We start from the raw sequence: 26,685 nt of genomic DNA, 5'->3' as shown, positions 1-26,685 counted from the left end.
GTATGAAATCCCATCAGCATAAATCCTGAACACAGTGGCTATATTTCAGTCTATATGGCTGGATGATGCTGCCAGAATCTAAGGACTCCCACGGTTTTAACCGTGGGAGTATGTCAAATAAAAAAGATGTAGAATTAAAAAAGAAGCAGTATAGTAGTGACTTAATGATGTCAAAGTAAAATAGCAAAAGCACAAAAGATAAGCAAAATTTTGCGGAAAGGCATGGTAATAAGATGGCACTAGTTTTTATTGTAGAGGATGACAATGATATTCGTCAGATTGAGGCATATGCACTTAAATGCGGCGGTTTTGAAATTGAAGAATTTGAGGATGCAAAAGCACTTTACGAGAGATTGGAAAAGAAAACGCCAGATCTTTTTTTGCTTGATGTTATGCTGCCGGATGAGGATGGCTTAGAAATTGTAAAGAAGCTTAGGGCAATGCCACAGACAAAGCATTTGCCAGTTATGATGGTAACGGCAAAGACTACAGAGCTTGATAAGGTGCGTGGGCTTGACATAGGAGCAGATGATTATATGACAAAGCCATTTGGCATTATGGAACTGCTGTCGCGTGTGAAGGCATTGCTTCGCCGTAGTGCAGGTGCGCAGACAAAGCGTCTTGAGGTTGGAAATCTGGTATTAGATGATGAGCGTCATCTCGTGATGGTAAAGGGAGAAAACTGCGAGCTTACATTTAAAGAGTATGAGCTTTTGAAGCTTCTTATGGCTAATTGCGGCATGGTACTGACAAGAGAGGTAATCATGGAACGTGTGTGGGGAACCGATTTTGAAGGAGAGTCCCGTACACTCGATATGCATATAAAGACGTTGCGTCAAAAGCTTGGCGAGGAAGGTTCGATGATCCGCACAGTGCGAAATGTAGGATATTTGTTGGAAAAAGATTAAAAGATTTTATAATATTAAAAAGCGCGTGTAAAAGATGAAAAAATCATTTTCTACGCGCACTTTTTTATGCGTCTCGCCTTGTACTTAAAAACTGGACAATGCTTCCGATCATAGCAAGTGATAAGAAAGCACCGTAAAAGATTGTAATCTGTTCAAATTTTAAAAGCTGAAATAAAATTTGTACCGTGCCGAGTGCACCGCAAAAGGCAGTGACGAGAATTATGATAGGTTTTTGCAGTTTTATACAGATCACACCAGCGACAATTCCAAGAATCAAGCTGATTATGCCGGCCGTCACGTTTGAAAGTGAAGGGACAAATGAAACCAGAAGACCGCATGAAAAGACTGAAACAAGAATTAAGACGACAAAAAATGTGGACAAAAGAATTAGCCTGGTTGCCAAAAAGCCAAGTATAAGACCAAGAATCAGTGCACTTAAAAGAATAATCCATAACTCATCTGTAAAATGACCAGACAGTAAAAATCCTAAAAAGGCGCCGGTTACAAAGCCGATGCCGGCTGCAAAGCAGGTAAACAGGCGATAGCCCCAAAAGCATAAAAGTACCGATAATACTAGTGAGACAAAAGATAAAATAAGACCGACAATATTTATATTATTGAGAAACGGCAGCAGGCTGCTAATAAAATCAGCAGCCTGTGAAATCAGTTCATCCATAGATTCCATCACCTGTTATTTAAAAGATTTGGTAAAACGACATTTCTAAGCTTTCTTACAGTTGGTGTAGTACCGGCATCTGTAAGCTGAATACCAGCAAGGAAAGTGATATTGCAGCCTGGATGATTGGAAAAATAAGGTCCAAGCCATCCATCCCAGCCGTACTCGCCAAGTGTTGTGTACATAATCGCCTTAGAAGGATCCTTCATAACACGCATAAGATTGCTATAGCTATAGCCCTCAAGACCACCCCAGCCGCGAGACAGTGACTCCTGCTGCCAAGGCTGCAGTGTTCCCTGCGTGAAATAGCGTACAATTTCTGGCTCTAAAATCTGGTGTCCCTTAAAATTTCCGCCGTTAAGCAGCATAGTGCCGAAGTTTGCGTAATCCTTTAATGTAGAAACAAGACCGGCACCGCCTGACTGAAATGCCGGAAGGGTAGCCATTTTATTTTGGATTGCCAGATGATCTCCTGTATAAAGCGTTAATCCATTTTCTGTGCGTGCATAAACCTTAGAAAGACGAGACTGCTTTTGCGCAGGAACGAAAAAACCTGTATCTGGCATCTCAAGAGGATCTGTGATCTCTTTCTTTAAAAATTCAGCAAAGCTCATTCCAGAGATCACCTCGATCAGTGCACCAAGAATATCAGCGGAAACACCGTACATAAAGTTAGATGATGGCTCAAATTCAAGTGGATTTTTTCCAACTCGGTCAGCAAACTCACGTGTTGTCATAGCATCCTCTGTAGAAAGACGTGTATCCATCTCTGCAAAAAGATCAGACGTTGCTTTTCCGGCAGCGGAATCGCTTCCATAGGAAAGACCGGATGTCATAAATAAAAGATCATGTACGGTCATCTGTCTTTGCACAAGGGAAAGTGTGTTGCCGTTTACGTAAGTCTGATTTGCAAAAGCCGGAATAAATTTTGATACCGGATCATTCAAATCAACGAGACCACGCTGCATTAAAATCATCATGCAGGCTGCTGTAACTGGTTTACTCATGGAGTACAGGCGCATGATAGTATCGTCTTCCATTAAAACCTTATTTTCCAGATCAGCGTAGCCTGCATGAAGTGACAATACAGGCGCTTTGTCTTTTAAAACAAGCAGGTTGACACCAGCTACTTCTTTTGCATCAACTGCCTTTTCCATGACAGAAGCTGCCAGCTTTTCAATTTCCTTCAATTGCATAATTTACCTCCTAAAATTGATATCAAATTGACATCTTAATGGGTTGACATATGAACTGTCATCATAATAGCACAATCCATTTTAAATAGAAAGTGGCTACATTGCTATTTTTATTAATTTGTGTTAAAATGTGACTATTCAAGATAAAGAAGAAATAAGAAAGGAAGTGATACAAATGGGAAGATGCAGGAATTGCCATACACATTTTTGGGGAAATCCTCATTTTTGTCCCAGTTGTAAGACAGATCTGTGGTACGAGGAGTATAATGATGAAAACTGGGACTTTCGTGCACTTCAGGAAGAGGGAAACAGACTGATTGCAAAGGGGAATTATGAGAAGGCTGCTGTTGTACTGAAGCTTGCGTTAGATCAGGTGATGTATAAGCATGCACAGCATTCTATGCACCGTCTAAAAGATGCTGTAAGTGATTTTGTATGGCTTTACAGCAATGAGGCTGCTGATATCAGTGATGACCGAATCACCGATGTGCTCGATTATTTTGAGGAAGAGTGTTTTGGCCAGCCAGATAAATATCGTGAAAATCTGATGCAGATGCGCCGTGATGCATCGAGGCGTTTGCCACAGGCACAGTATCGTGAAAAGCAGGGACTTGATTTTCCTCATTTACGGTCTTATTGGGAGTTTGCACCTGTGTCACAGGTGACAGATCAAAATAGTGTCAGCGGCTATGAGCCAGATATTTTGGAAGCAAAGCATCTGCTGTTAACGGAAAGCTTTTTATATCTGTATCTGAATTTTTCACGCGTTATGAAATATCTTCAGGCACAGGATTCTTTAAATACACAGATGGTTACAGATGAATTGCTGCCGCTTTTGCATCCTGATCTTGATATGGAAAAAAATGGAGAGAATGATACGGCAAAGCTGATGGAAAATGTATTGTGTGGTTTTTTGGAGGATGGTTTCGAGGAACTGGCTTCACTATATCTGAATCATTTTGATGAGGCTGCTGTAACGAAGGTAAAAAAACGGTGTGAACAGATTGCAGGTGAGGATGTTACAAGCACAGCAATGCTTGAGATGGCTGTATTTGCACCGCTTCTTGCAAGTGAGAAGAATGGAAAGAAGATTTATGAGACAATGGTGCCGGCAGTAACAGAGATTCTTGCACAAATGAATCAGCTGCATCAGGTGCTATCTGAGACATTAGATGAAAAGGAAAGAAAAAATCTGCAGCATACGATCAGCATTTTGTGTGCAGAGTATTGCGGAATGTATGGAGTGGGTGAATATCTCCTTGGCCTGGCGGCACAGACAGATCAAGAGCTATATTTGGATGCGATGGATCAGGCCGCAGGAAACGGCATCACACTGGCTGCAGAGGAGATGATGAGAAGTTACTTTTATGGACGCCGCGGCTGTGAGGTTCAGCCAGGCTACGCAAAATTTTACTCAAGACTTGTATCGCTTCGTCATGTGGCAAGCTCCATAAGCGATGCAGTAGAAGGAGTAGAAGGCTTGGAAATGCTTGTGCCAGGCGCAGAGGCTTAACTGTAAGGCTATAATGCATATATTAGAAAGATTTATTATTTATGAATTCAATTGTATTAGATTTAGAATGGAATCAGGCACAGACGCGTGATAGGGAAGCACCAGGACTTACGTTTGAGGTGATTGAAATTGGCGCAGTACGCCTAGATGAGCACGGAAACCAGACAGACAGCTTTAGCTGCCTGATCCGGCCGTGCGTGTACACAGAATTGTTTTACCGCGTGTGGGAAGTGGTTGGCATTAGCATGAAACAGCTAGAAGCTGAAGGCATACCGTTTTTGGACGCGATGGAACGCTTCTGGAAATGGTGTGGAAAGGATCCTGTGTTCTTTACGTGGGGCGACATGGATCTGACGGAGCTGCAGCGAAACATTGCTTATTTTGGAATGGAAAATCCGTTTGCATTCCCTCTGTTTTATTATGATGTTCAAAAGCTTTACAGCCTGTATTGTCTGGATGGTCACGCGCGTGCATCTCTTGAGAGTGTGATTGAGACGCTGGCACTGCCAAAGAAATGGCCGTTTCATCGTGCTGTGTATGATGCAGCTTATACAGGCTGCGTGTTAAGTCAGCTTGAAAAGCAGAGCTGGCAGAGCATGGTATCAGTAGATTATTATAGACCTCCGAAAAATGCACAGGAGGAGATATATCTTGTTTTTGAGCGTTATTCAAAGTTTGTCTCACAGCTTTATCAAAGCCGTGAGGAAGCAATGGAAGCAAGAAATGTCAGTTCAATGGTCTGCTATAAATGCGGGCGAAATGTCACAAGACGAATGAACTGGTTTTCGGATAACAACCGCAAGTATTTTGGCTTGGCATATTGTCCTAGACACGGATGGTTAAAAGGAAAAATCAGGGTAAAGCACTGTGACGGACAGGTTTTTATGATAAAAACAATGAAGCTTACTGATGCAGAGGGAGCCAGAAAGATTAAGGCAAAATCAGAATTAATGAAAAAACGCCGCATGGAGAAGGCGGCAGAAAAAGGGCTGCGAAGCTAATGCGCAGCCCTTTTTCTGATTAATTACATGTATTATAAAATATTTATTGCATACGATATTGGTGATTTGGAGGTGTCTGCCGATTGTTTTTATTCATCTTTTTGTAGCGAATTAAAAAGACAACGAGAAGAATAATCAAAATGATTACAGCAAGCATGCATGCAACAAGCCAGATTTTTATTTCGTGGAAAGGTTTTGTCTGAAGCACGTCAGACAATGAATTACCAGATGCCACATAGAGGTCGCTTGTGTCCTGTGCGACCTGGTTGATAATCATTGCAGTTCCTAGTGGATATCCATGAAGCTCATATGAGAGCATATGTGTGCCATCTTCATTTGTAATGGGACGGCGTGTAAGGTCATCTAGTGAAACAGTATCTGGCACGGTGATGCGTGAAGCGCTGTCCAGTGTCAGAAAAGAGGAATTTTGCTCAGAAAGACCAAGTGGGCTGTTAGAGATAAGCGCCTGTGTGCTATAGGTCTGATCCTGCTCAGAAGCTTTTGCCACATTGAAATGGTCAAATCCGTAATTAAAAAGCTGGATAGTGTCTTTATATTGGTTTGGATCTTCTGTGTTCATTGTAACGCAGATTAAATTGCGTCCATCTTTTGAAGCATACGTAACGAGGCAGCGTCCAGCTTCCTCGGTCCAGCCAGTTTTTCCACAGACAACAAACGGTGTGTAGTAGTCGGAATCTTTTTTAATAAGCTTATTTGTAGTGCCCATAGGAATATCGCGGTCTAGAATGGAATCGGCCTTTCTATAATAAGCTGGTGTGGATGAAATAGAGATAAAATCAGAATACTGCAGGCAGCCTAGCATAATTCTATACAAATCGTAGGCGCATGTCATGTGGTTTGGATCCTGAAGGCCATTGGCATTTGCAAAGTTTGTGTTTACGCAGCCAAGACTTACAGCAGTACTATTCATTAGTTCCACAAAGGAAGATACAGAGCCGCTGACATGTTCAGCAAGTGCAGTTGCTACTTCATTTGCTGAAGGAAGTAAAAGACCATACAGACAGTCTCTAACGCTTAAGGATTCCCCAATATGCATACCAATGTGGCTGCTGCCGCTTGGAAGACTATAAATAGAGTTCTTTGAAAATGTGACAATATCATCCAAAGAAGTGTTAGACAGAGTCAGATAGGCTGTCATCAGCTTAGTTGTGCTGGCAGGATACATGGAGCTTGTCGCATTCTTTGCGTATAGGATTGTATCAGTATCAATATCAACGAGGATTGCGGCCTCACTTGTGATTTCAGGCGCATCAGGCCATTCGTCAGGCAGATGTGCCTGCATGGTGTCAATTTCAGCCTTTGTTGCAGCACTTGTGGCATGGCATGGCAGTAAAAGAAGACATATGCATAGGCATAAAGAAAAAGAAGAACGTAAAACAGTTTTCATAAACAATATTCACACCTTTCCATAATGGGCACAGTTTTGCACCGTGAAACATTGATAAGTCAGTCAGACTGGCCTTTATCATAACATAAAAATGCTGAAAAGAAAAGGAAATACGTAAAATATACTTTCCAATAGGGCATAATTGTGTTATAGTAGGCGATGAAGCAAAAAAGTGGGGCTATCCGACCAGATTGCGATGGATGATAAATCTGGTTTTTAAATATGAAAGACAAGTAGGCAAGACAGGAGGTAGTAGGATGAAATTATCACTGGTGGTTCCATGCTATAACGAGCAGGATAATGTCCGAGCATTCTATGATGCAGCTGTAAATGCGTTTTTGGGCTGTGGTTATGAGTATGAGCTTGTTATGGTAAATGATGGAAGCAGGGATAATACCGGGATTGAGTTAAAAAAGCTGTTTTATGAGAAAAGAGAAGAAACACCGATCACAATCGTTCAGTTTTCACGTAATTTTGGAAAGGAAGCAGCAATCCTGGCAGGAATGAAGCATGCAAAGGGTGATCTTGTAACATTGATTGATGCTGATTTGCAGCAGCGTCCTGAAATTGTGCGCGAGATGGTTCAGATATTGGATGAGCATCCAGAGTATGACTGTGTTGCCGCTTTTCAAAAAGAGCGAAATGAAGGAAGAGGTCTGTCTTTCTTTAAACGTGAATTTTATCGCCTTATCAATCGAATGAGTGAGGTAGAGTTTGTCAATGGCGCGAGTGATTTTCGCACGTGCAGACGAAAAATGGTTGATGCAATTTTGAGCATGCCAGAATATCATCGCTTTTCAAAGGGTATTTTTTCGTGGGTTGGTTTTGATACTTACTATATTCCTTATGTTGCCGAGGAGCGTCATGCAGGAAAGACAAAGTGGAGCTTCTGGAAACTGTTTAAGTATGCGGTTGAGGGTATCATTGGCTATTCAACTGCACCGTTAAAAATTGCAACTGTGCTTGGATCATTCACGTCACTTCTTGCTGTTATCTATTTTATTGTGGTTGTTTTGCAGCGGCTGATCTGCGGTGTAGATGTGCCGGGATATGCAACAATTGTCGCATTGATTCTTTTAATTGGAGGTATCCAACTTTTAATTTTGGGAATTATGGGAGAATATATAGCAAGAATGTATATTCAGGGAAAACAGCGTCCTATTTTTATAGAGAAGGATGTGCTGACAAACGAAGATGAGGTTTAATCAAATAGAGATGGTGCAGTACGCTGTGCCATCTTTTTTTAATGCATTGAAACTGAACGCTTTGCGATAGCATAAAAAAAGCACCCGATTAACTCGGATGCTTCTAAATCATGCGCCTCCAGGGGTTCGAACCCTGGACACCCTGATTAAGAGTCAGGTGCTCTACCAACTGAGCTAGAGGCGCTTCTTTTTGTTTGTCACTCACGCGACTCCTATATACTATCATAGCTCAATTGATTTGTCAACAGTTTTTTTAAAAAAATTAAAAATATTTTCAAGGCCGCTTTGAAGAACATTTTTTATTTGAGTGGGCACAGGCTTTGGCGGCAGTTTGAAAACAGCGATATAAATGTAACAGAGTGCAGTCGAAAAAAGGACAGCAGCTGTGACGAATAACAAATTTGCGAAAATGATGACAATGCATGGAGACCTCCCAATAAAATGCTCCTGCCACAAGATATGCGGCAGGAGCATTTTGTGATCATTTGCATAATTAAGCTTTTTTATCGTGAACGGCTTCTAATTTATAGATTGGGTTTCCCATGGCAGAAAATTTTGCTTCATATTCTGTCATGACATTGCCCTCAGCAAACTCACTATGGTGAAGATCGCGTGTCTGCATAAGAAGTGTCCAGCCAGATTCTTTTACAGATTCCAGACTAAAATCAAATAGCGGCTGATTATCGGTCTTAAATTCGACAATACCGCCGTCTGCTAAAATCTGGTCATACAGCCCTAAAAATCGGCTGCTTGTAAGACGGCGCTTTGCATGTCGGTCTTTTGGCCATGGGTCGGAAAAATTTAAATAAATGTGAGCAATTTCGCCTGGTGCAAAAATATCAGGAAGATATTCTGCGTCAAAGCGAAGAAACTTTAAATTCGGAAGCTGAAGCTCTTCCTGCTTTTCAATGGCACGGATCAAAACAGAAGAGTATTTCTCAATTCCGATGTAGTTTATTTCTGGATGAAGTGCAGCAAGTGATGTAATAAATTGTCCCTTGCCCATTCCAACCTCAATGAAGATCGGATTGTTGTTGCCAAAAATTTGAACAGCAACATGTCCTTTGTACTGCTGTGGCTCTTGAATCACGTAGGGATTTACAAGCATTTCCTCACGTGCGCCTCTGACGTTGCGTAATCTCATCCCCGACCTCTCAGTCTTTCATGCGCTCTGCAACGATTGCTTCAATCATCTCTGCGCACTGCTGGTAGGTATAGCGGCTTGTATCCAAAACGAGATCATAATTTCTTGCATCCATCCATTCTCTTCCGGTGAAATGCTTGTAATAATCACTTCTGTATTTGTTTGTCTTTGCGATGCGCTCGGCAGCATCCTTTTCACTGCACTGCATAATTTCCATTTCATGCGCAAGACAATCCTTATACTGAGAGTGAACGAATACACGAACTAAATACGGATAATCTTTTAATACATAATCTCCGCCTCTTCCGATTACAATAAAAGAGTTCTCCTTGATTAATTCTTTCATAACCTTTGCCTGATAGGCAAACAGGTCATCACTTGTCGCATATTCGCTTTTTTCCGGAAGGATATGCTCGCCGTTATAGACCTTCTTAAAGGCGTTAAATAGTGGGCTTTTCTTTGTATCCTCATCGGCTGCAGCAAAGACTGCTTCATTGATGCCACTGTTTCCGGCAGCCAGGCGAAGCAGCATACGGTCATAGTATTCAATTCCATAATGAGCGGAAAGAATCTTTGCGATGGAAGTACCACCGGCACCGCAGGTTCTGGTAATGGTAACAGCAAAATGTTTCATATTCCAACCTCCCTCAAACTTAATTGCAGCGGTCTGCAAATCAAAAAACAATGGAATTGCAAACCACAAAGCTTCTTATATAAGAAGTATATATGATAGTTACTAAAAAGTCAACGCGTCAAAAACGATCGTAAACGAGGAAAAACGTCACAGTATGACAAAAAATTAACAAAAAAAATATGAAATTTATTTGAGTTTTTTAAAACAATTCGCCAATGACAATTTTGTATCATCATACTATAATGAATGTGCGAAAAAGGAGGTATGCAGATGAATAAGATTATTCAAAGATTAAGTGAAGTAGAAACTGCAGCATCTTCAATTATTGAGGAGGCAGGTGCAAAGAAAAAGCAGATGGCCAAAGACCAGGATGCCAGAATTGCAGCCTTTGAAAAGCAGGTTCATGAAGAGACACAAAAGAAAATCAGCGCTCAGCAGGCAGAGCTTGAGAAAAAGATCGCTGAAGAACTTGAAGCTCAGAAGGAGGAGCTTGAAAAACAGCTTGCTCATATGGACCGTATTTATGAGGAAAGCCATTCGGCGATCGCCAGACAGTTGCTGGCAAAGATTGTGGCGCAATAACTTTTATGGTATCATTAGTGTTGTGCCAAAAAAATCTTACGAAAAGGGGTGATTATTATTTCTGGTATCTTATCTTACAGCGGTATCAGTGCAAAAGCCCGTGCCATGGGAGGAAAGCTCTTAAAGAAGGAGCAGTACGAACAGCTGGCATCTTGTGCGAGTGTCGGTGAAGCAGTTGGCTATTTGAGACAGTTTTCCGAATATGAGCCGCTGCTGAGGGACTTTGATGAACATGACAGTCACAGAGGAATGATTGAGGCGACGCTTATGGGATCGCTTTACAATGATTACAATCGTCTGTACAGTTTCGCCAGAGGAGAGCAAAGAGCGTTTTTGGATTTTTACTTTTTGCACTATGAGGCGGCATATCTTAAGGGTTGTCTTCGAAAAGTCATTTCCGGTCAGAGTATCCAAGAGGATCAGGCATACCGCAGCGCGTTTTTTGCGCGTCATTCGCATTTGGATACAGATGCGATTGATAATAGCACAACGGTGGATGAGTTGATTGATGCATTAAAAAATACACCGTTTTATCATCCGCTTGACGCCATACGCCATACTGAAGAGCCAAGTTTGTTCGACTATGAGGGCAGCCTTGACGTGTATTATTTCAGTTATGTCTGGAAGCAGAAAGATAAGCTTCTTAAGGGAAAAGAAAGACAGATCATTGCGGACAGTTATGGAAGACGAATCGATCTGCTGAATATCCAGTGGCTGATGCGTGCAAAGAAAAACTATCGAATGACAGCACCTGAGCTGTATGCGATGGTTGTTCCTAGCTATTACCATTTAAAACCAGATGACATCACGGCTATTGTAGAGGCGCCTACGTATGAGGAAGCGAGATTACTCATTGTAAACGGCTACTATGGTCAGAAGTACGCAGACGATTTTGCTGAGATTCGTTTTGTGGAAAAGATGTACACTGAGCTGGTAGAGCATATTTTTGAGCTTGCCGGCAGAAAAAATCCATATTCAGTTGCACCACTCAATGCGCTGCTGTACCGCAAAGAGCATGAAATTGCACGTATTACATCAATTATCGAGGGAATACGCTATGGAATCCCAACAGCAAAACTGATGAAATACGCAGTAACGCAGTGATTGTCATTTTTGTGCAGAAAGTAAGTTTATTTAGGAAAGTCGAGGGGTAACCATGATAGAAAAAATGCAATTCTTAAGCATTACGGGACCCAAAGATGATATTGACAGAGCAATTGAACAGCATTTGTCCAAGTATGAGTTTCAGTTGGAAAGCACAATGACAGAGCTTTCTGAGACAACTGGACTTAAGCCGTTCATTGAGATCAATCCGTACCGCGAGACCTTAAACAAAGCTACACAGCTTATGTCCGCAATGGGAGCAAAGGAAACAAAGACGGATAGTTCTATGGATGTCAAAGAGGCTGTAGCCTTAATTGATGATGCAGATGCTAAGATCAAGGAAGCAGAGAAGTCTCTTGAAGCGCTGAACAAGGAAAAGACACAGCTGCAGGCATTAGTGGATCAGATTGTTCCATTTAATAATTTGGGATATGATGTTCACAAGCTGCTTGCATTTAAGTGTGTAAAGTATCGCTTCGGACGAATCCCAGTCGATTACGTGGAAAAGCTTATGCAGTACACGTACGATAATGTCAATACGATCTTTTACGAATGCAAAAAGGATCAGGATTATGTATGGGGCGTATATTTTAGCCCAAAGAATGAGATTGCAAAGATTGATGCTGTTTATAAGGCACTTCACTTTGAACGTTTTCGCCTTCCGGATGAGTATGAGGGTACTCCAGAGGAGGCACTGGCACTCTTGACAAAGCATATTGGTGAGCTTGATGCTAAGATAAAGGAAAAGCAGAGCGAGATTGATCATGTGCTTTCTTCAAAGAAGGAAAAGATCCTTGATGCAGTGGCAAAGCTTAAGCAGTTTTCAAAGAACTTTGATATAAGAAGATTGGCGGCTGTTACAGGCGCAGATAAGAAAAACTTCTATATTATATGCTTCTGGATGACAGCGCGTGACGCAAAGAAATTTAAGGCGGAGATTGAAAGTGATCCAAATGTGATTTGTCTTATCCATGATGACAACAAAAATCGTGTTTCACAGCCGCCTGTAAAGCTTCGCAATCCAAAGCTGTTTAAGCCGTATGAGATGTATATTCGTATGTATGGTCTTCCAAATTATAATGAGTTTGACCCGACCATATTCGTTGCACTGACATATTCCTTTATCTTTGGATGGATGTTTGGAGATGTCGGACAGGGCTTAGTGCTCGTAATCGGAGGATTTTTGCTGTATCACTTTAAGAAGATGAATCTTGCAGCCATCATAAGTATGGCAGGTGTATTCTCCACCTTCTTTGGATTTATGTTCGGAAGTATCTTTGGTTTTGAGGATGTAATAAAACCGATTTGGCTAAGACCAATGTCAAAGATGACTGATCTTCCTATGATCGGACGACTGAATACGGTATTTATTGTAGCAGTTGCATTTGGTATGGGAATGATTCTTCTGACAATGATAATCCACATTATCAATGCGGCAAAAAATCACAGTCTCGGTGATCTGTGCTTTGATACAAACGGAATTGCCGGTCTTGTATTCTACGGACTGCTTGTATTTGCCATCGTAATGCTGATGACAGGTCACAGCCTTCCAGGCGGTGCACTGCTTGCGGTACTGTTTATTATACCGCTTCTGTGTATTGCATTTAAGGAGCAGCTGACTGATCTTTGTGAGAAGAAAAAGCCAGCGGAGAAAACAGGTCCAGTTATGATTGTTGTTCAGGCACTGTTTGAGTTAATCGAGGTACTGCTTAGCTACTTTTCAAATACTATTTCGTTTGTCCGTATCGGAGCATTTGCTGTCAGCCATGCAGCTATGATGCAGGTTGTTATGATGCTTGCAGGTGCAGAAAGCGGCACACCGAATATTCTTGTTGTTATTCTTGGAAATCTCTTTGTATGCGGTATGGAAGGTTTGATCGTTGGTATTCAGGTACTTCGTCTGGAATACTACGAGATGTTCTCCCGTTTCTACAAAGGTGATGGAAGAGAGTTTGAACCGTATAACACAAAGCAGTAAAAATAGAAATCCAAAAGACTGCAAAGGCAGTCATGGATATAAGACATTTTTGAAAAAAACACAATACAAAGCAAAGATAAGAGGAGGATTTTATTATGTTAGTTAAGATTACATTGTTTGCAGCACTTTTATTAAGCATCGTCGTTCCATTTGCATATTTCTTAAGCGGAACAAAGAATAAGGCACGTTATAAGCTCACAATTGGCACAAATGCAGCAGCATTCTTCGGAATTATGTTAGTAGCATGCGGCTTCATGTTCAGCGGAAACGCACAGGCAGCAGAGGCAGCAGCAGAGACAGCACAGGCAGCAGGCGGCCTTTCTACTGGTATGGGTTATCTGGCAGCCGCTCTTGTAACTGGTCTTTCCTGTATCGGTGGTGGTATCGCCGTAGCAAGTGCAGCAAGCGCAGCATTAGGTGCAATTAGTGAAGATTCTTCTATTCTTGGTAAGTCCCTGATCTTCGTAGGTCTGGCAGAAGGTGTCTGCCTGTATGGTTTGATCATTTCCTTTATGATTCTTGGTCAGCTGTAAAGAAGTAGAAACAACGTCAGGAAAGGCATATTCAATATGAAAATATATTTGGTCAGTGACAATGTAGATACCCTTGTGGGCATGCGTCTGGCCGGAATTGAAGGCTGCGTCGTTCACGAACAGGGTGAATTAAAGAAAGCAATAGACCATGCGCTGGAAGATAAGGAGATCGGAATCCTGCTGCTGACGGAAAAGTTCGGAAGAGAGTATCCAGAATTGATCAATAAAGTGAAGCTGGATCACAAGCTGCCTCTGATCATTGAGGTTCCTGATCGTCATGGAACAGGCCGCAAGCCAGATTTCATTACTTCCTACGTAAACGAAGCAATAGGATTAAAGTTATAATCCATAGTATGATGTAATGTGAAAAAGAATGGAAGGTGATTTAATTGACACTGGAAGAAAAATTAAACCATTTTATGGAAATATCTGTTCAGGATGCCACAATGGAAATGGATGCCTCGCTTAAGGAATATCAGGCTGCGCTTGATGCGCAGTTTGAGGAGCGAAAAGCTATGATTCTTTCTCAGGAAGAGAAAGATCTTGCGGTTGAAGTGGAAGCTGTAAAGAGACAGGGAAATCAGAAACTGGCACATGAGCATCTGGTTAATAAACGTGCGTTAAGCCAGAAGGAAACCGAATTTAAAGATAAGCTGTTTCAAGAGGTTGCTGCTCTTGTAGAAGCTTATAAAAAGACACCTGAGTATGTTCAGGTGATCAAAAAGCAGATCATAGATGCAAAATCATTTGCAAAAAATGATGACATTATTATTTATCTGGATCCAGCTGATGCATCTAAAAAGCATGACCTTGAAGAGGAAACAAAGTGCACCTTGACGATGAGCGAGTATTCCTTTGGCGGCGGCATGAGAGCTGTCATTCCAGCAAGAAGCATACTCATAGACAATTCAATGGATTCAAGAATTGCTGAGGTTAGAAATGAGTTCCAGTTTGACGGAGGTGAATACGATGGCCGCTGATGTAAAAGGAATCATCTACGGTATTAACGGACCAGTTATCTATATTAAAGGAAAGACTGATTTTCGTATGGGTGAAATGGTTTATGTTGGACCGCAGAAACTGGTAGGAGAGGTCATTCGTCTTGACAGTTCAAGAACGACCATTCAGGTTTACGAGGAGACAACAGGATTAAAGCCAGGCGATGAGGTATATTCAACAGGCGCAGCAATTTCTGTAACACTGGCACCTGGTATCCTTCATAACATCTTTGATGGTATAGAGAGACCGCTGAGCGAGATCGCAAAGGCCGGTGGTATGTATATCACAAGAGGTTTAAGTGTAGACGCACTTGACCGCAACAAAAAGTGGCAGGCACATATTACAGTAAAGCCAGGACAGCATGTATTTGGCGGAACAGTAATCGCTGAGGTTCAAGAAACACCAATGATTGTACACAAGTGTATGCTTCCGCCTGACACTGAGGGTACAGTAGAGAGCGTTGCAAATGATGGTGAATACACCATTGATGAGACTATTGTAACGATCATTCAGAATGATGGAACAAAGAAAGAGCTGTCTATGACTCAGAAGTGGCCAATTCGTGTGCCAAGACCAACTAATAAGCGCTATGCAGCATCAGAGCCGCTTATTACAGGACAGCGTATTCTTGATACATTGTTCCCAATCGCAAAGGGTGGTACCGCAGCTATTCCTGGTGGATTTGGAACAGGAAAGACGATGACTCAGCATCAGGTTGCAAAGTGGTCTGATGCCGATATTATTGTTTATATTGGATGTGGTGAGCGTGGAAACGAGATGACTCAGGTTCTTGAGGAGTTTTCAGAGCTTATTGACCCAAAGAGCGGCAATCCACTTATGGATCGAACTGTTTTGATTGCAAATACATCCAACATGCCGGTTGCAGCGCGTGAGGCAAGTATCTACACTGGACTGACACTGGCTGAGTATTACAGAGATATGGGTTACCATGTAGCCATCATGGCAGACTCTACATCACGTTGGGCAGAGGCTCTTAGAGAGTTGTCAGGACGTTTGGAGGAGATGCCGGCCGAGGAAGGTTTCCCAGCTTACTTAGCATCAAAGCTATCTGCATTCTATGAGCGTGCCGGCATGATGCACAATTTAAATGGAAGTGTCGGAAGTGTTACTATTATCGGCGCTGTTTCCCCGCAGGGAAGCGATTTCTCAGAGCCTGTTACACAGAACACAAAGCGTTTTGTGCGCTGCTTCTGGGGACTGGACAAATCTCTTGCTTATGCAAGACATTTCCCGGCTATCCATTGGCTGACCTCATACAGTGAGTATGTACAGGATCTGGCACCATGGTATAATGCAAAGGCTGGAAAGGATTTCATTGCAAACAGAAATCGCCTGATGGCAATCTTAAATCAGGAAAGTGCATTGATGGAAATCGTAAAGCTGATCGGTTCTGATGTACTTCCTGATGATCAGAAGCTGACGCTGGAGATCGCAAGAGTTGTTCGTCTGGGATATCTGCAGCAGAATGCATTCCACAAGGATGATACATGCGTGCCGATTGAAAAGCAGGCAGCGCAGATGCGTGTCATTCTCTACTTATACGACCGTGCTAGATCACTAGTAACGATGGGTCATCCGATGAGCGTCTTAAAGCAGAGCAACATCTTTGACCGTGTCATCAATATCAAGTATGATGTGCCGAATGATCGTCTTGATATGTTTGATCAGTATATGAAAGATATTGATACATTCTACGATGAAGTCATCGAGAAAAATGCGTAAGGAGGAGCCGTTATGGCTATTGAATATTTAGGTTTAAGTCAGATCAACGGTTCTCTGATTGCCATTGAGGGCATGAAGGATGCCGCATATGATGAAGTTGTTGAAATTGTAGTAGATGGAAAGCAAAAAAAGCTTGGCCGTATCGTTGCCTGCTATGAGGATAAGGCGATGATTCAGGTATTTGAGGGTTCTGAGAACATGTCTTTGACTAACACTCATACCCGCCTGACCGGTCATCCAATGGAGTTAGCGCTTTCACCAGATATTTTGGGTCGTACCTTTGATGGTATCGGACGTCCAATTGATGGACTGGGTCCTGTCAACGCCGAAATTAAGCGTGATGTAAACGGACTGCCGTTAAACCCAGTAACGAGAGAGTATCCGCGTAACTATATTCGTACAGGTATCTCTGCAATCGATGGACTGACCACGCTGATTCGTGGACAGAAGCTGCCGATCTTCTCTGGAAATGGTATGCCGCATGATAAGCTGGCAGCACAGATTGTAAAGCAGGCATCACTTGGTGATAATTCCGATGAAAAGTTTGCTATCGTATTTGCTGCTATGGGTGTTAAGTATGATGTTGCTGAGTTCTTCCGCAAAACATTTGAGGAGAGCGGCGTAAGTGAACATGTTACTATGTTTGTAAACTTAGCAAATGATCCTGTTGTAGAGCGTCTGATCACACCTCGTATGGCGCTGACAGCAGCAGAGTATCTGGCTTTTGAGCAGCATATGCATATCCTTGTTATTTTAACAGATATGACTTCCTTTGCAGAGGCTCTTCGTGAGGTTTCCTCTTCAAAGGGCGAGATTCCTTCTCGTAAAGGTTATCCGGGTTATCTGTATTCTGAGCTTGCTACTATCTATGAGCGTGCTGGTATTGTGCGCGGAATCAATGGTTCAGTTACACAGATTCCGATTCTGACTATGCCAAACGATGATATTACCCACCCAATCCCAGACTTGACAGGTTATATCACAGAGGGTCAGATTGTTCTTGACAGAAGCCTTTTTGGAAACAATATTTACCCGCCGATCAGCGTATTGCCGTCTCTGTCACGTTTGATGAAGGATGGTATCGGTGAGGGCTATACAAGAGCAGATCACCAGTCTGTTGCAAACCAGCTGTTCTCCTGCTATGCAAAGGTAGGAGATGCCAGAAATTTAGCAAGTGTTATCGGTGAGGATGAGCTTTCTGATCTTGACAAGAAGTATCTGGAATTTGGTAAGGCATTTGAGGGTCATTTTGTAGGACAGGGTGATCAGGAAAACAGAAGCATCATTGATACGCTTGAAATTGGCTGGGATCTGCTTCGTATGCTGCCGAGAGAAGAACTCGACCGTATTGACACTAAGATTCTTGATGTTTATTACGATAAGAAGGATGCAGATACAGACAGTGACAAGAAGCAGGCATAAGCTGTAGAGAGGAAGGCGCTATGAATATTAATATGTTCCCTACAAAGGGAAATCTGATCGCAGCCAAGAACTCGTTAGCGCTTGCCAGACAGGGTTATGACCTGATGGACAAAAAGAGAAACATCCTGGTGCGAGAAATGATGGATCTTGTGGATCAGGCGTCCACCATTCAGACTGAAATTGATACGACTTTCCGTGCAGCATATGAAGCGCTGCAGCAGGCCAATATCGAGATGGGTATTCATATGGTGCAGGACATCGCGAAGACAGTTCCAGTGGAAAACACTGTAAAGATCAAGACGCGAAGCATCATGGGTACTGAAATTCCGCTTGTGGAGTATGATAAAGAGGCTAGCGAAGGAACGCCGAATTATGCGTTCTACAGCACCAGAGTCAGCCTGGATGAGGCGCAAAAGGCATTCAATCGTGTTAAAGAGCTAACCATTAAGCTTTCCACGATAGAGACGTCAGCGATCCGTCTGGCAACAAACATTAAAAAGACGCAGAAGCGTGCAAATGCGTTAAAGAATATCACGATTCCGACCTACGAAGCAATTGTAAAGAACATTACAAATGCGCTTGAAGAGAAGGAGCGTGAGGAGTTCACGAGACTAAAGGTAATTAAAGAGAGAATATCTTAAATTAAAACCCCGGCAGTGTTTGGCTGCCGGGGTTTTTTTTGACAGGCGGTGGCTCTTTTACTGTCCCGGGTGGCTTTCAGGTGATTGACAAAATAAATTCTATATGCTACTATAACACAGTGCTAATACATTAGCATAGTAAAGTAGCTGCAGCATTCTGCGGCCAAGAAAAGGAGATTATTATTATGAGAAAAATCGTGGCAGCAGCACTTGCTGTAGGAATGGCAGCAATGACAGTAACAGGATGTTCTAGTTCAAAGAGTGAGTCAAAGGAGACGACAAAGGCAACTGCTGAGGTATCAAAGGAAACTCAAAAAGAAACAGAAAAAGCAACAGAAAAAGCAACAGAAAAAGAGACAGAGAAGGATACTGAGGCTGTATCTACAGAAGAAAAGACTAAGGAAGCATCTTCTAAGGCAGATGAAGCAGATACAGAAAAGGCAAAATCAGATGAGGCAGAGAGTGAATCCACCTCTGATCAGAAGACCTTTACAGTAGGATTTGATGCAGAGTTTCCACCGTATGGATATCGCGATGAGAGCGGAGAGTATGTTGGTTTTGATCTTGATTTAGCGGCAGAGGTTTGTGACAGACAGGGCTGGGAGTTAGTAAAGCAGCCAATTGACTGGGATTCTAAGGATATGGAGCTGTCCACTGGTGCAATTGATTGTATCTGGAATGGATTCACTATGAATGGCCGCGAGGATGATTATACATGGTCTGATCCATATATTGATAACAGTCAGGTATTTGTTGTTGCAGCAGATTCAGGAATTGAAAATAAATCAGATTTAGCAGGAAAGGTAGTGGCTGTTCAGAAGGATTCTTCCGCACTGGCAGCACTTAATGACGAAGAAAATAAGGACAATATTGCGCTTAGAGATTCATTCTCACAGCTTATTGAGTATGCTGATTATAATACAGCATTTATGGATCTTGAGCAGGGAGCAGTTGAGGCTGTTGCTATTGATATCGGTGTTGCACAGTATCAGATTGATAAAAGAGAAGAGGGCGCTTATGTAATGCTTTCAGGTGATGACAATAAGTTAGCATCTGAGCAGTATGCAGTTGGCTTCAAAAAAGGAAATGAAGAGCTTCGCGATACAGTTCAGGATACACTTGATGAGATGGTAAAGGATGGAACCTTTGCAGAGATTGCAGAAAAGTGGGGACTTACAGACAGTGTTTGCCTCGGAAAATAATACATAAGCTGGAAAGGCAACGACTATGGATATAATGGCAATGACAGCACAGCTTGCGGAAGGCTTTCTTGTGACTGTCCAAATATTTGTGCTTACGCTTTTATTTTCTCTGCCGCTTGGCATGTTGGTGGCATTTGGGCGCATGTCCAGATGCAAAATAATAAAGCTGATTGCAAAGCTTTACATCTCTGTTATGAGAGGAACACCGTTGATGCTGCAGATTATCGTAGTATATTTTGCACCATATTATATGTTTCGTATGAAGATGGGACCTAGCTACCGTTTTCCGGCAGTTATAATCGCGTTTGTTATCAATTATGCAGCATATTTTGCAGAAATTTATCGTTCTGGTATAGAATCCATGCCAAATGGACAGTACGAGGCAGCACAGGTGCTTGGTTACAACAAAGCGCAGACTTTCATTCGCATTATTCTGCCGCAGGTAATTAAACTAGTGCTTCCATCCATCACAAATGAGACTATTACACTTGTTAAGGATACATCGCTTGCATTTACGATTTCAATTGCAGAGATGTTCACTGTCGCCAAGCAAATTGGTGCAGCACAGACAAGCGTAATGCCGCTTTTGGCAGCAGGTATTTTCTATTATGTATTTAACCTGATTGTGGCAACAGTGATGGAGTATATCGAAAAACGGCTTTCGTATTATAGGTAGGTAAAAATATGGCAGTTCAAAATAATAAAGCGGAAGGCACAGTCCTTCTGGAGATGAAGCATGTAAAAAAGAGCTTTGACAAAAGTGGTGTTTTAAAAGATATTTCTCTGAAAGTGAGAGAAGGTCAGGTGGTTTCCATTATAGGACCGTCCGGTTCTGGAAAGTCTACATTGCTTCGCTGTGCAACGCTTCTTGAAAAGATGGATGCAGGAGAGCTGATTTATCTTGGCGAAAAGGCAGCGTGGGAGCAGGATGATAAAAAAGGGCAAAAGCGCTGCGTCTATGCGCCAAAGGATAAGCTTAAGCAGATTCGATCTTATTTCGGTCTTGTTTTCCAAAGCTTTAATCTTTTTCCGCATTACTCTGTTATGAAAAACATCATCGATGCGCCTGTATGTGTGAATCATGTGAGTAAAAATGAAGCAAAAGAGCGGGCCAAAAAGCTTCTTGCGCAGCTAGGGCTTTCTGATAAAGAAAATGCCTATCCATGCCAGCTTTCCGGCGGTCAGCAGCAGCGAGTTTCAATAGCACGAGCACTTGCATTGCAGCCAAAGATTCTTTTCTTTGATGAACCAACTTCTGCGCTAGACCCAGAGCTGACAGCAGAGGTGTTAAAGGTCATCCGCCAGTTAGCTCAAAATCATATGACAATGATTATTGTCACACATGAGATGCAGTTTGCAAAAGAAGTTTCCGATCACATCGTCTTTATGGAACAGGGAGTGATCGTGGAAGAAGGAACGCCAGATGAACTGTTTTCATCTGAAAATGCCCGCGTAAGAGAGTTTATCGGGAAGGTTAGTGCTTAATTTTACAGCAAAGCCCGAAGGCGAATGGATTTCGTAATCTTTTCATTGACAAGCTCACGTTTATGGAGTACAATAGTTTATCGTATAAGATGGACTAATTTTGTGATCATGGCGTGGGGCTGCGGCTTGAAATGGCGGTGAAACGACTGTGAGAACGAGAAATATACAGGAAGAGATGAGGACGCCATGGAGCCAAAAGACAATATAATCTGGCCAAGTTTTAAAAGACAATTTAATACAGCAGTGTCCGGCGATAATACCGTGCGCAAGGCAGTTCCTTATCTGGATCGCTACCAGCAGGAACAGCTTGAGCGTCAGCAGGAGCGTCAGAAACGCTGGGAAAAACAGATTCACAAACGTGCAGTACAGAAGGAATTTGAAGAGCGCAGAAGAAGAGCAAATGCACTGACCTTTGCTGAGGCATCAGTAGTCGGTGTTTTGTGTGCTGTGCTTTTATTTGCATGTATTTTTTACGTAGGTCAGCAGGCAAAGTTAAACCAAAGCAATACAAAGCTTGCGTCATTGCAAAAAACATATGCTTCCCTTGTTGAGGACAATAACGCTAAAAGCAGTGAAATTGAAGGGTCAGTTGATTATGAGCGTATTTACGATTACGCAGTCAACGAGCTAGGCATGATGTATCCAGAAAAGGGACAGACTGTTACATATAAGAGAAATCCAGGCAGTTATGTAAAGCAGGGCGAAGAGATTCCGAGCAATTAAGAATGAATAATGCGTTGATTGGCATATTTAAGAAAAACCTCCATAAATATGAGATAGATATCATATTTATGGAGGCTTTTTATGTCTGCTGCTAATTTAAGAATGAACAACAAAAGAAATCAATATCGAAATCAGTATCACTTGATTTGCCGAGTCATTAGTATCTGCCTGTGTGCTCTTTTTTGCCTGTCTTTTGGCTGTACATCAAAAAAGGAAGAACGTCTGCAGGAGATTGATTTTACAGTAGTGGATGATGATGAGATTCCAGAAGAATTAAAGACAATCATTGATCAGAAAAAAACAGGAGAGTTCAAACTGACCTATGCTGATCAGGATGAACTCTACATAGTGGTTGGTTATGGAAAACAGCTGACCGGCGGATACAGTATTCAGTTTCCAGACGTGTATCTGACAAAAGAGAATATTGTTGTCACAAGTGTATTGCTTGGTCCGGAAGGAGAAGAACCTGCGAATATCAGTTATCCATACGCGGTCATTAAAATCGAATATAGGTCAGAGCCAGTACTGTTCCAGTAAATTATAAAAACGGTGCTTATGACTTATGCCGCTTTGAAAAATTTACTGAAGCATTACTTTTCTGTTTCATAGTCTTTCATCAAATCCGTCAGGTAATTTTTGATCTCAATGAATTTAGGAATATAAATAAAGAAGTAACCGACACTCATTCCTGACAGGAAAATACAGAGCCAATAGGTCCAGTGGGAAATCTGAGTCAAAAGAATACATAAAAGACCTACGACCCACACGATGATCATACCCTGTTTTAAAGAAAGGTATGGACGGCGGTTTGTCACTTTCTTTTTTAAATACATCATGTAGACTGCACCAAGCACTATGCCGGCAGCCGCAAGTAAAATGGTGATCCATGGGGAAAGCAGTTCTGGACGCTTAATCATCTTTACAAGTAATAGGCTGATATAGAAGCCTGTGCCAAAGCCGTAGATAAGCCACGGAAAAATGTTGTTGCGAAAAGGAGAATCCTTTTTCATGCTGAATTTCATATCATTGCCTTTCTGCGAATATTATTTTTAATTAAAATGATACCGTGCCTATGTATAAAAGTCAATAAGTGCTGCAAACAGGAAATCATTAAATTTTTGTAACTATCCAGTTGAAATCTATCGGCGAAGATGCTATACTTACAGAAGATTGTGAAAAAATAATCACACAAGCAATTAAAGGAGGTACTTCAATGTTAGTAACAGCTGAAGAGATGCTTAAGAAAGCAAAGGCCGGCAAGTATGCAGTAGGCCAGTTCAATATCAATAACCTGGAGTGGACCAAGGCAATCCTTGCAACCGCACAGGAACTGCAGAGCCCGGTTATCCTTGGTGTTTCCGAGGGTGCTGGTAAGTATATGACTGGTTTCGGTACAGTAGCAGCTATGGTAAAGGCTATGATTGAGGAAATGAACATCACTGTTCCGGTTGCTCTGCATCTGGATCATGGAACCTATGAAGGATGCTATAAGTGCATCAAGGCTGGTTTCTCCTCCATCATGTTTGATGGTTCTCATCTGCCGATCGAAGAGAATATCGAGAAGACCAAGGAGCTTGTTGCTGTATGCAAGGGCATGGGAATGTCTCTTGAGGCAGAAGTTGGTTCTATCGGCGGCGAGGAAGATGGCGTTGTAGGTATGGGCGAGTGTGCAGATCCAGAAGAGTGCAAGAAAATTGCTGATCTTGGTGTAACCATGCTGGCAGCAGGTATCGGAAACATTCACGGTGTATATCCGGCTAACTGGAAGGGATTAAGCTTTGAGACACTGGCAGCAGTAAGCGAGAAGGTTGGCGATATGCCGCTTGTTCTTCACGGTGGTACAGGTATCCCGGCTGACATGATTAAGAAGGCAATCTCTCTGGGCGTTTCCAAGATCAATGTAAACACAGAGTGCCAGTTGTCCTTCGCAGCAGCTACTCGTGAGTATATCGAGGCTGGCAAGGATCAGAAGGGTAAGGGCTTTGACCCAAGAAAGCTGTTAGCACCAGGTGCTGAGGCAATCAAGGCTACCGTTAAGGAAAAGATGGAGCTGTTCGGTTCTGTAGGTAAGGCTTGAAACAAATAAGACAATTATCGTTCAGGTTTAGCGTGAAAAAGAGGAACATTTCACAAAAGTGAAACGATTCTGGAAAAACACTTGCTTTTCTGAATGAAAAGGTGTATTTTATTGTCATCAGTGATTGAAACAGACAATCACGACCTGACTGGAACAAGGGCGTTCTTATCTTAGTTGATAAGGGCGCTCTTTCTTTTACTTTATCATAGTAAAGTGGTCGATAATATATCAGTTCAGTCAGGTGGCTCTGCAGAATAGCTTAACAGAAGAAAAGGCAGCAGACAGAGCGTTATATCAGTATAGAATGAGAGGGTTGAAAACATGAGCGGCAGAATTACAGAGTTATTTAACAACAATGTTTTTACAGATGCTGAGATGAAGGCTCGTCTTCCGAAGAAGGTTTATAATGAAGTGAAGGCGTGCAAGCTGGATAAGGGATCTGCAGACATCGTTGCACAGGCAGTAAGAGACTGGGCAATTGAGAAAGGTGCAACACATTTTACACATGTATTTGAACCACTGACAATGCTTACTGCAGAGAAGCATGACTCCTTCGTTTCGCTTCCAGATGAAGATGGTAAGGTCATGATGGATTTTACCGGAAAAGAATTGTGTGAGTCCGAGCCAGATGGTTCATCCTTCCCGTCAGGTGGTATTCGTGATACCTCTCGCGCAAGATCTTACACTTCATGGGATATGACTTCACCGATTTACGTAAAGGAGGATGCAATTGGAACCATTCTTTGTATCCCGGCAGCATTCTGCTCATACACAGGTGAAGCACTTGATGCAAAGACACCGCTTCTTCGTTCTATGGACGCAGTAAGTGAGCAGGGTGTCAGACTTCTTCGTCTGTTAGGAAACACTACATCTACAAAGGTGACTGCAGGTGTTGGACCTGAGCAGGAGTATTTCATTGTAGACAGAGATAAATATTTACAGAGAGATGACCTTGTATTTACAGGTCGTACACTGTTTGGCGCACCGGCTCCAAAGGGACAGGAGCTCGATGATCAGTATTTTGGTGTAATTCCGGAGCGTGTTGGTTCCTTTATGAAGGAGCTAAACGAAGAGCTGTGGAGATTTGGTATCACTGCAAAGACACAGCATAACGAGGTTGCGCCAGGACAGCATGAGGTTGCTCCGATTTTCTCTGTGACAAACGTTGCAGCAGACAGCAACCTGCTTTTAATGGATACCTTAAAGAAGGTTGCAACACGTCACGGTCTTGTATGTTTGCTTCATGAGAAGCCATTTGCAGGCGTAAATGGTTCTGGTAAGCACAACAACTGGTCTCTTTCCACAGATGATGGTATTAATCTGTTTAAGCCAAGCAAGAAGCCAGAGACTGATACTCGCTTCCAGTTAGTTGTTGGCTGCGTTATGAAGGCAGTGAAAAAGCATGCACTTCTTCTTCGTACCGCTGCTTCTAACCCAGGAAATGATCATCGTTTGGGTGCAAATGAGGCACCGCCAGCAATTATTTCTATCTTCTTAGGTGATCAGATTGGTGGTGTAGTTGATCAGATTATCGAGAAGGGATATGCAGATTCATCTATTCCAGCTGGAATGCTTGATCTTGGTGTAAAGGAGTGCCCGGCTGTTGATAAGGATCCGACCGACCGTAACCGTACATCACCATTTGCATTTACCGGAAACCGTTTCGAGTTTAGAATGGTTGCTTCATCCTGCAACGTTGCAGAGCCAAACATTGTATTAAATGCAATGATGGCAGAAGCATTCTCTGATGCAGCAGATGCAATTGAGGCAAAGCTTAGAGAAGGTAAGCACACAGATGTTGCTGTTCGCGAAGTGACTGCAGAGTTTATCCGTGAGAACAAGGATATCTACTTTAACGGAAACGGATATACTGACGAGTGGGTTGCAGAGGCCGAAAGACGTGGTCTTCCAAATGTAAAGACATGGGTTGACTCCATCAAGTCTGTTACAGAGCCAACGACAGTAGAGATGTATGAGAAGTTCCACATCTTAACAAAGAGAGAGCTTGAGGCTCGTGCAGAAGTCTTCTATGAGACATACAGCAAGACTTTAAATATTGAAGCAGGTACAATGATTGATATGGTAACAAAGAAGATCATTCCGGCTGTTATCAAGTATGAGAACAATCTGGCTGCATCTGTAAATACTATTAAGTCTGCATACGCAGCAGCAAACATCTCCACTCAGGAGGGTATGCTTCATGAGATTGCCGAGCTTCTTGGTGAAACATATAAGGCATTAAAGAAGTTAAGTGATGTTCACGCAAAGGCTGTTGCTATGGAAGGAAAAGAGCAGGCATTCTATTATAAGGATGTTGTAAAGGAAGCAATGGATGAGCTACGTGCACCAGTTGATAAGCTTGAGGTATTAGTAGAGCGCAAGGTATGGCCGATGCCAACATATGGCGATCTTCTGTTTGAAATCTAAAAACAAAAGTGATTGTAAATGCGCTTCTGAATACTTAATAAAATATAAAAGAATGCATAGCTGTCCGAAAATTCTTCGGACAGC

At 42.2% G+C, this 26,685-nt stretch carries 26 protein-coding genes and 1 tRNA gene; 20 read left to right on the top strand and 7 right to left on the bottom strand.

Going from position 1 to position 26,685, the window contains the following annotated elements; translation table 11 throughout:
- Nucleotides 1-233: 233 nt before the first annotated feature.
- Entirely contained in the window at nucleotides 234-908 is a 675-nt protein-coding gene (locus WJP93_RS02840) for a response regulator transcription factor (RefSeq protein ID WP_262536225.1), read from the top strand.
- Nucleotides 909-972: 64 nt separating this feature from the next.
- Here WJP93_RS02840 and WJP93_RS02835 read toward each other — a convergent pair whose 3' ends face one another.
- Both WJP93_RS02835 and WJP93_RS02830 read right to left on the bottom strand, forming a co-directional pair.
- The gene (locus tag WJP93_RS02835; protein WP_262536226.1) at nucleotides 973-1,584 is read right to left on the bottom strand and encodes a DUF4203 domain-containing protein; all 612 of its coding nucleotides are present in this window, start codon (nucleotides 1,582-1,584) and stop codon (nucleotides 973-975) included.
- A gap of 8 nt (nucleotides 1,585-1,592) precedes the next feature.
- Entirely contained in the window at nucleotides 1,593-2,780 is a 1,188-nt protein-coding gene (locus tag WJP93_RS02830) for a serine hydrolase domain-containing protein (RefSeq protein ID WP_337546788.1), read from the bottom strand.
- 175 nt (nucleotides 2,781-2,955) lie between these two features.
- Here WJP93_RS02830 and WJP93_RS02825 point away from each other — a divergent pair, with 175 nt between their 5' ends.
- Together WJP93_RS02825 and WJP93_RS02820 are read left to right on the top strand one after the other, a co-directional pair.
- On the top strand, nucleotides 2,956-4,293 hold the full coding sequence (locus tag WJP93_RS02825; protein ID WP_262536228.1) for a hypothetical protein: 1,338 nt from the start codon (nucleotides 2,956-2,958) through the stop codon (nucleotides 4,291-4,293).
- Nucleotides 4,294-4,334: 41 nt separating this feature from the next.
- On the top strand, nucleotides 4,335-5,294 hold the full coding sequence (locus WJP93_RS02820; protein WP_337546785.1) for a 3'-5' exonuclease: 960 nt from the start codon (nucleotides 4,335-4,337) through the stop codon (nucleotides 5,292-5,294).
- A 43-nt stretch (nucleotides 5,295-5,337) separates the two neighbouring features.
- Here WJP93_RS02820 and WJP93_RS02815 read toward each other — a convergent pair whose 3' ends face one another.
- Nucleotides 5,338-6,702: a D-alanyl-D-alanine carboxypeptidase family protein gene (locus WJP93_RS02815; protein ID WP_337546783.1), complete on the bottom strand. Its 1,365-nt coding sequence runs from the start codon at nucleotides 6,700-6,702 to the stop codon at nucleotides 5,338-5,340.
- A 257-nt stretch (nucleotides 6,703-6,959) separates the two neighbouring features.
- On the opposite strand from WJP93_RS02815, the gene WJP93_RS02810 reads away from it, so the two are divergent.
- Nucleotides 6,960-7,907 carry a glycosyltransferase family 2 protein gene (locus WJP93_RS02810; protein WP_262536231.1) on the top strand — a complete coding sequence of 316 codons (948 nt, stop codon included), beginning with the start codon at nucleotides 6,960-6,962 and terminating at the stop codon, nucleotides 7,905-7,907.
- A 111-nt stretch (nucleotides 7,908-8,018) separates the two neighbouring features.
- On the opposite strand, the gene WJP93_RS02805 is transcribed toward WJP93_RS02810, so the two are convergent.
- The 3 genes from WJP93_RS02805 to WJP93_RS02795 form a co-directional block, all read right to left on the bottom strand.
- Nucleotides 8,019-8,091: transfer RNA gene (locus tag WJP93_RS02805), tRNA-Lys, on the bottom strand.
- A 309-nt stretch (nucleotides 8,092-8,400) separates the two neighbouring features.
- Nucleotides 8,401-9,051, bottom strand: coding sequence for a tRNA (guanosine(46)-N7)-methyltransferase TrmB (trmB, locus tag WJP93_RS02800; RefSeq protein ID WP_227101931.1), 651 nt, complete (start codon nucleotides 9,049-9,051; stop codon nucleotides 8,401-8,403).
- Nucleotides 9,052-9,061: 10 nt separating this feature from the next.
- On the bottom strand, nucleotides 9,062-9,685 hold the full coding sequence (locus tag WJP93_RS02795) for a cytidylate kinase-like family protein (RefSeq protein WP_118612608.1): 624 nt from the start codon (nucleotides 9,683-9,685) through the stop codon (nucleotides 9,062-9,064).
- Nucleotides 9,686-9,955: 270 nt separating this feature from the next.
- Here WJP93_RS02795 and WJP93_RS02790 point away from each other — a divergent pair, with 270 nt between their 5' ends.
- The 14 genes from WJP93_RS02790 to WJP93_RS02725 all read left to right on the top strand — a co-directional run bounded on the left by WJP93_RS02790 (nucleotide 9,956) and on the right by WJP93_RS02725 (nucleotide 22,634).
- Complete coding sequence (locus WJP93_RS02790; RefSeq protein ID WP_337546780.1) at nucleotides 9,956-10,267, top strand: ATPase; 312 nt, start codon at nucleotides 9,956-9,958, stop codon at nucleotides 10,265-10,267.
- A gap of 48 nt (nucleotides 10,268-10,315) precedes the next feature.
- Complete coding sequence (locus tag WJP93_RS02785; RefSeq protein ID WP_337546778.1) at nucleotides 10,316-11,371, top strand: V-type ATPase subunit; 1,056 nt, start codon at nucleotides 10,316-10,318, stop codon at nucleotides 11,369-11,371.
- Nucleotides 11,372-11,423: 52 nt separating this feature from the next.
- Entirely contained in the window at nucleotides 11,424-13,349 is a 1,926-nt protein-coding gene (locus tag WJP93_RS02780; protein ID WP_337546777.1) for a V-type ATPase 116kDa subunit family protein, read from the top strand.
- Nucleotides 13,350-13,444: 95 nt separating this feature from the next.
- Entirely contained in the window at nucleotides 13,445-13,882 is a 438-nt protein-coding gene (locus WJP93_RS02775) for an ATP synthase subunit C (RefSeq protein WP_118612604.1), read from the top strand.
- Between the two features lie 36 nt (nucleotides 13,883-13,918).
- Nucleotides 13,919-14,227, top strand: a complete 309-nt coding sequence (locus tag WJP93_RS02770; protein ID WP_066557684.1) for a V-type ATP synthase subunit F — start codon at nucleotides 13,919-13,921, stop codon at nucleotides 14,225-14,227.
- A gap of 44 nt (nucleotides 14,228-14,271) precedes the next feature.
- Entirely contained in the window at nucleotides 14,272-14,862 is a 591-nt protein-coding gene (locus WJP93_RS02765) for an ATPase (protein ID WP_118612603.1), read from the top strand.
- Nucleotides 14,852-16,624 (top strand): V-type ATP synthase subunit A, encoded by a 1,773-nt coding sequence (locus tag WJP93_RS02760; protein WP_337546773.1) that lies wholly within the window; start codon nucleotides 14,852-14,854, stop codon nucleotides 16,622-16,624. The genes WJP93_RS02765 and WJP93_RS02760 overlap by 11 nt, the downstream gene beginning before the upstream one ends.
- Nucleotides 16,625-16,636: 12 nt before the next feature.
- The gene (locus WJP93_RS02755) at nucleotides 16,637-18,046 is read left to right on the top strand and encodes a V-type ATP synthase subunit B (protein WP_066557674.1); all 1,410 of its coding nucleotides are present in this window, start codon (nucleotides 16,637-16,639) and stop codon (nucleotides 18,044-18,046) included.
- 20 nt (nucleotides 18,047-18,066) lie between these two features.
- Nucleotides 18,067-18,687, top strand: coding sequence for a V-type ATP synthase subunit D (locus WJP93_RS02750; protein ID WP_066557673.1), 621 nt, complete (start codon nucleotides 18,067-18,069; stop codon nucleotides 18,685-18,687).
- Between the two features lie 185 nt (nucleotides 18,688-18,872).
- Nucleotides 18,873-19,889 (top strand): amino acid ABC transporter substrate-binding protein, encoded by a 1,017-nt coding sequence (locus WJP93_RS02745; RefSeq protein WP_337546767.1) that lies wholly within the window; start codon nucleotides 18,873-18,875, stop codon nucleotides 19,887-19,889.
- 25 nt (nucleotides 19,890-19,914) lie between these two features.
- The gene (locus WJP93_RS02740) at nucleotides 19,915-20,565 is read left to right on the top strand and encodes an amino acid ABC transporter permease (RefSeq protein ID WP_308731509.1); all 651 of its coding nucleotides are present in this window, start codon (nucleotides 19,915-19,917) and stop codon (nucleotides 20,563-20,565) included.
- 8 nt (nucleotides 20,566-20,573) lie between these two features.
- Nucleotides 20,574-21,374 (top strand): amino acid ABC transporter ATP-binding protein, encoded by an 801-nt coding sequence (locus tag WJP93_RS02735; protein ID WP_227101938.1) that lies wholly within the window; start codon nucleotides 20,574-20,576, stop codon nucleotides 21,372-21,374.
- A gap of 186 nt (nucleotides 21,375-21,560) precedes the next feature.
- Complete coding sequence (locus WJP93_RS02730) at nucleotides 21,561-22,097, top strand: septum formation initiator family protein (protein WP_118612593.1); 537 nt, start codon at nucleotides 21,561-21,563, stop codon at nucleotides 22,095-22,097.
- Between the two features lie 81 nt (nucleotides 22,098-22,178).
- Nucleotides 22,179-22,634: a protease complex subunit PrcB family protein gene (locus WJP93_RS02725; protein ID WP_337546763.1), complete on the top strand. Its 456-nt coding sequence runs from the start codon at nucleotides 22,179-22,181 to the stop codon at nucleotides 22,632-22,634.
- Between the two features lie 53 nt (nucleotides 22,635-22,687).
- Here WJP93_RS02725 and WJP93_RS02720 read toward each other — a convergent pair whose 3' ends face one another.
- Entirely contained in the window at nucleotides 22,688-23,119 is a 432-nt protein-coding gene (locus WJP93_RS02720; protein WP_337546761.1) for a hypothetical protein, read from the bottom strand.
- 191 nt (nucleotides 23,120-23,310) lie between these two features.
- Between WJP93_RS02720 and fba the strand changes: the two genes are divergently transcribed.
- Both fba and WJP93_RS02710 read left to right on the top strand, forming a co-directional pair.
- Entirely contained in the window at nucleotides 23,311-24,174 is an 864-nt protein-coding gene (fba, locus tag WJP93_RS02715; protein ID WP_066561515.1) for a class II fructose-1,6-bisphosphate aldolase, read from the top strand.
- Nucleotides 24,175-24,495: 321 nt separating this feature from the next.
- The gene (locus WJP93_RS02710) at nucleotides 24,496-26,601 is read left to right on the top strand and encodes a glutamine synthetase III (RefSeq protein ID WP_227101940.1); all 2,106 of its coding nucleotides are present in this window, start codon (nucleotides 24,496-24,498) and stop codon (nucleotides 26,599-26,601) included.
- The last annotated feature ends 84 nt before the right edge of the window (nucleotides 26,602-26,685 follow it).

It is taken from the genome of Anthropogastromicrobium sp., assembly GCF_037349415.1.
GTDB lineage: Bacteria > Bacillota > Clostridia > Lachnospirales > Lachnospiraceae > Anthropogastromicrobium > Anthropogastromicrobium aceti.
This window is presented reverse-complemented; position numbering and strand designations above follow the sequence as displayed.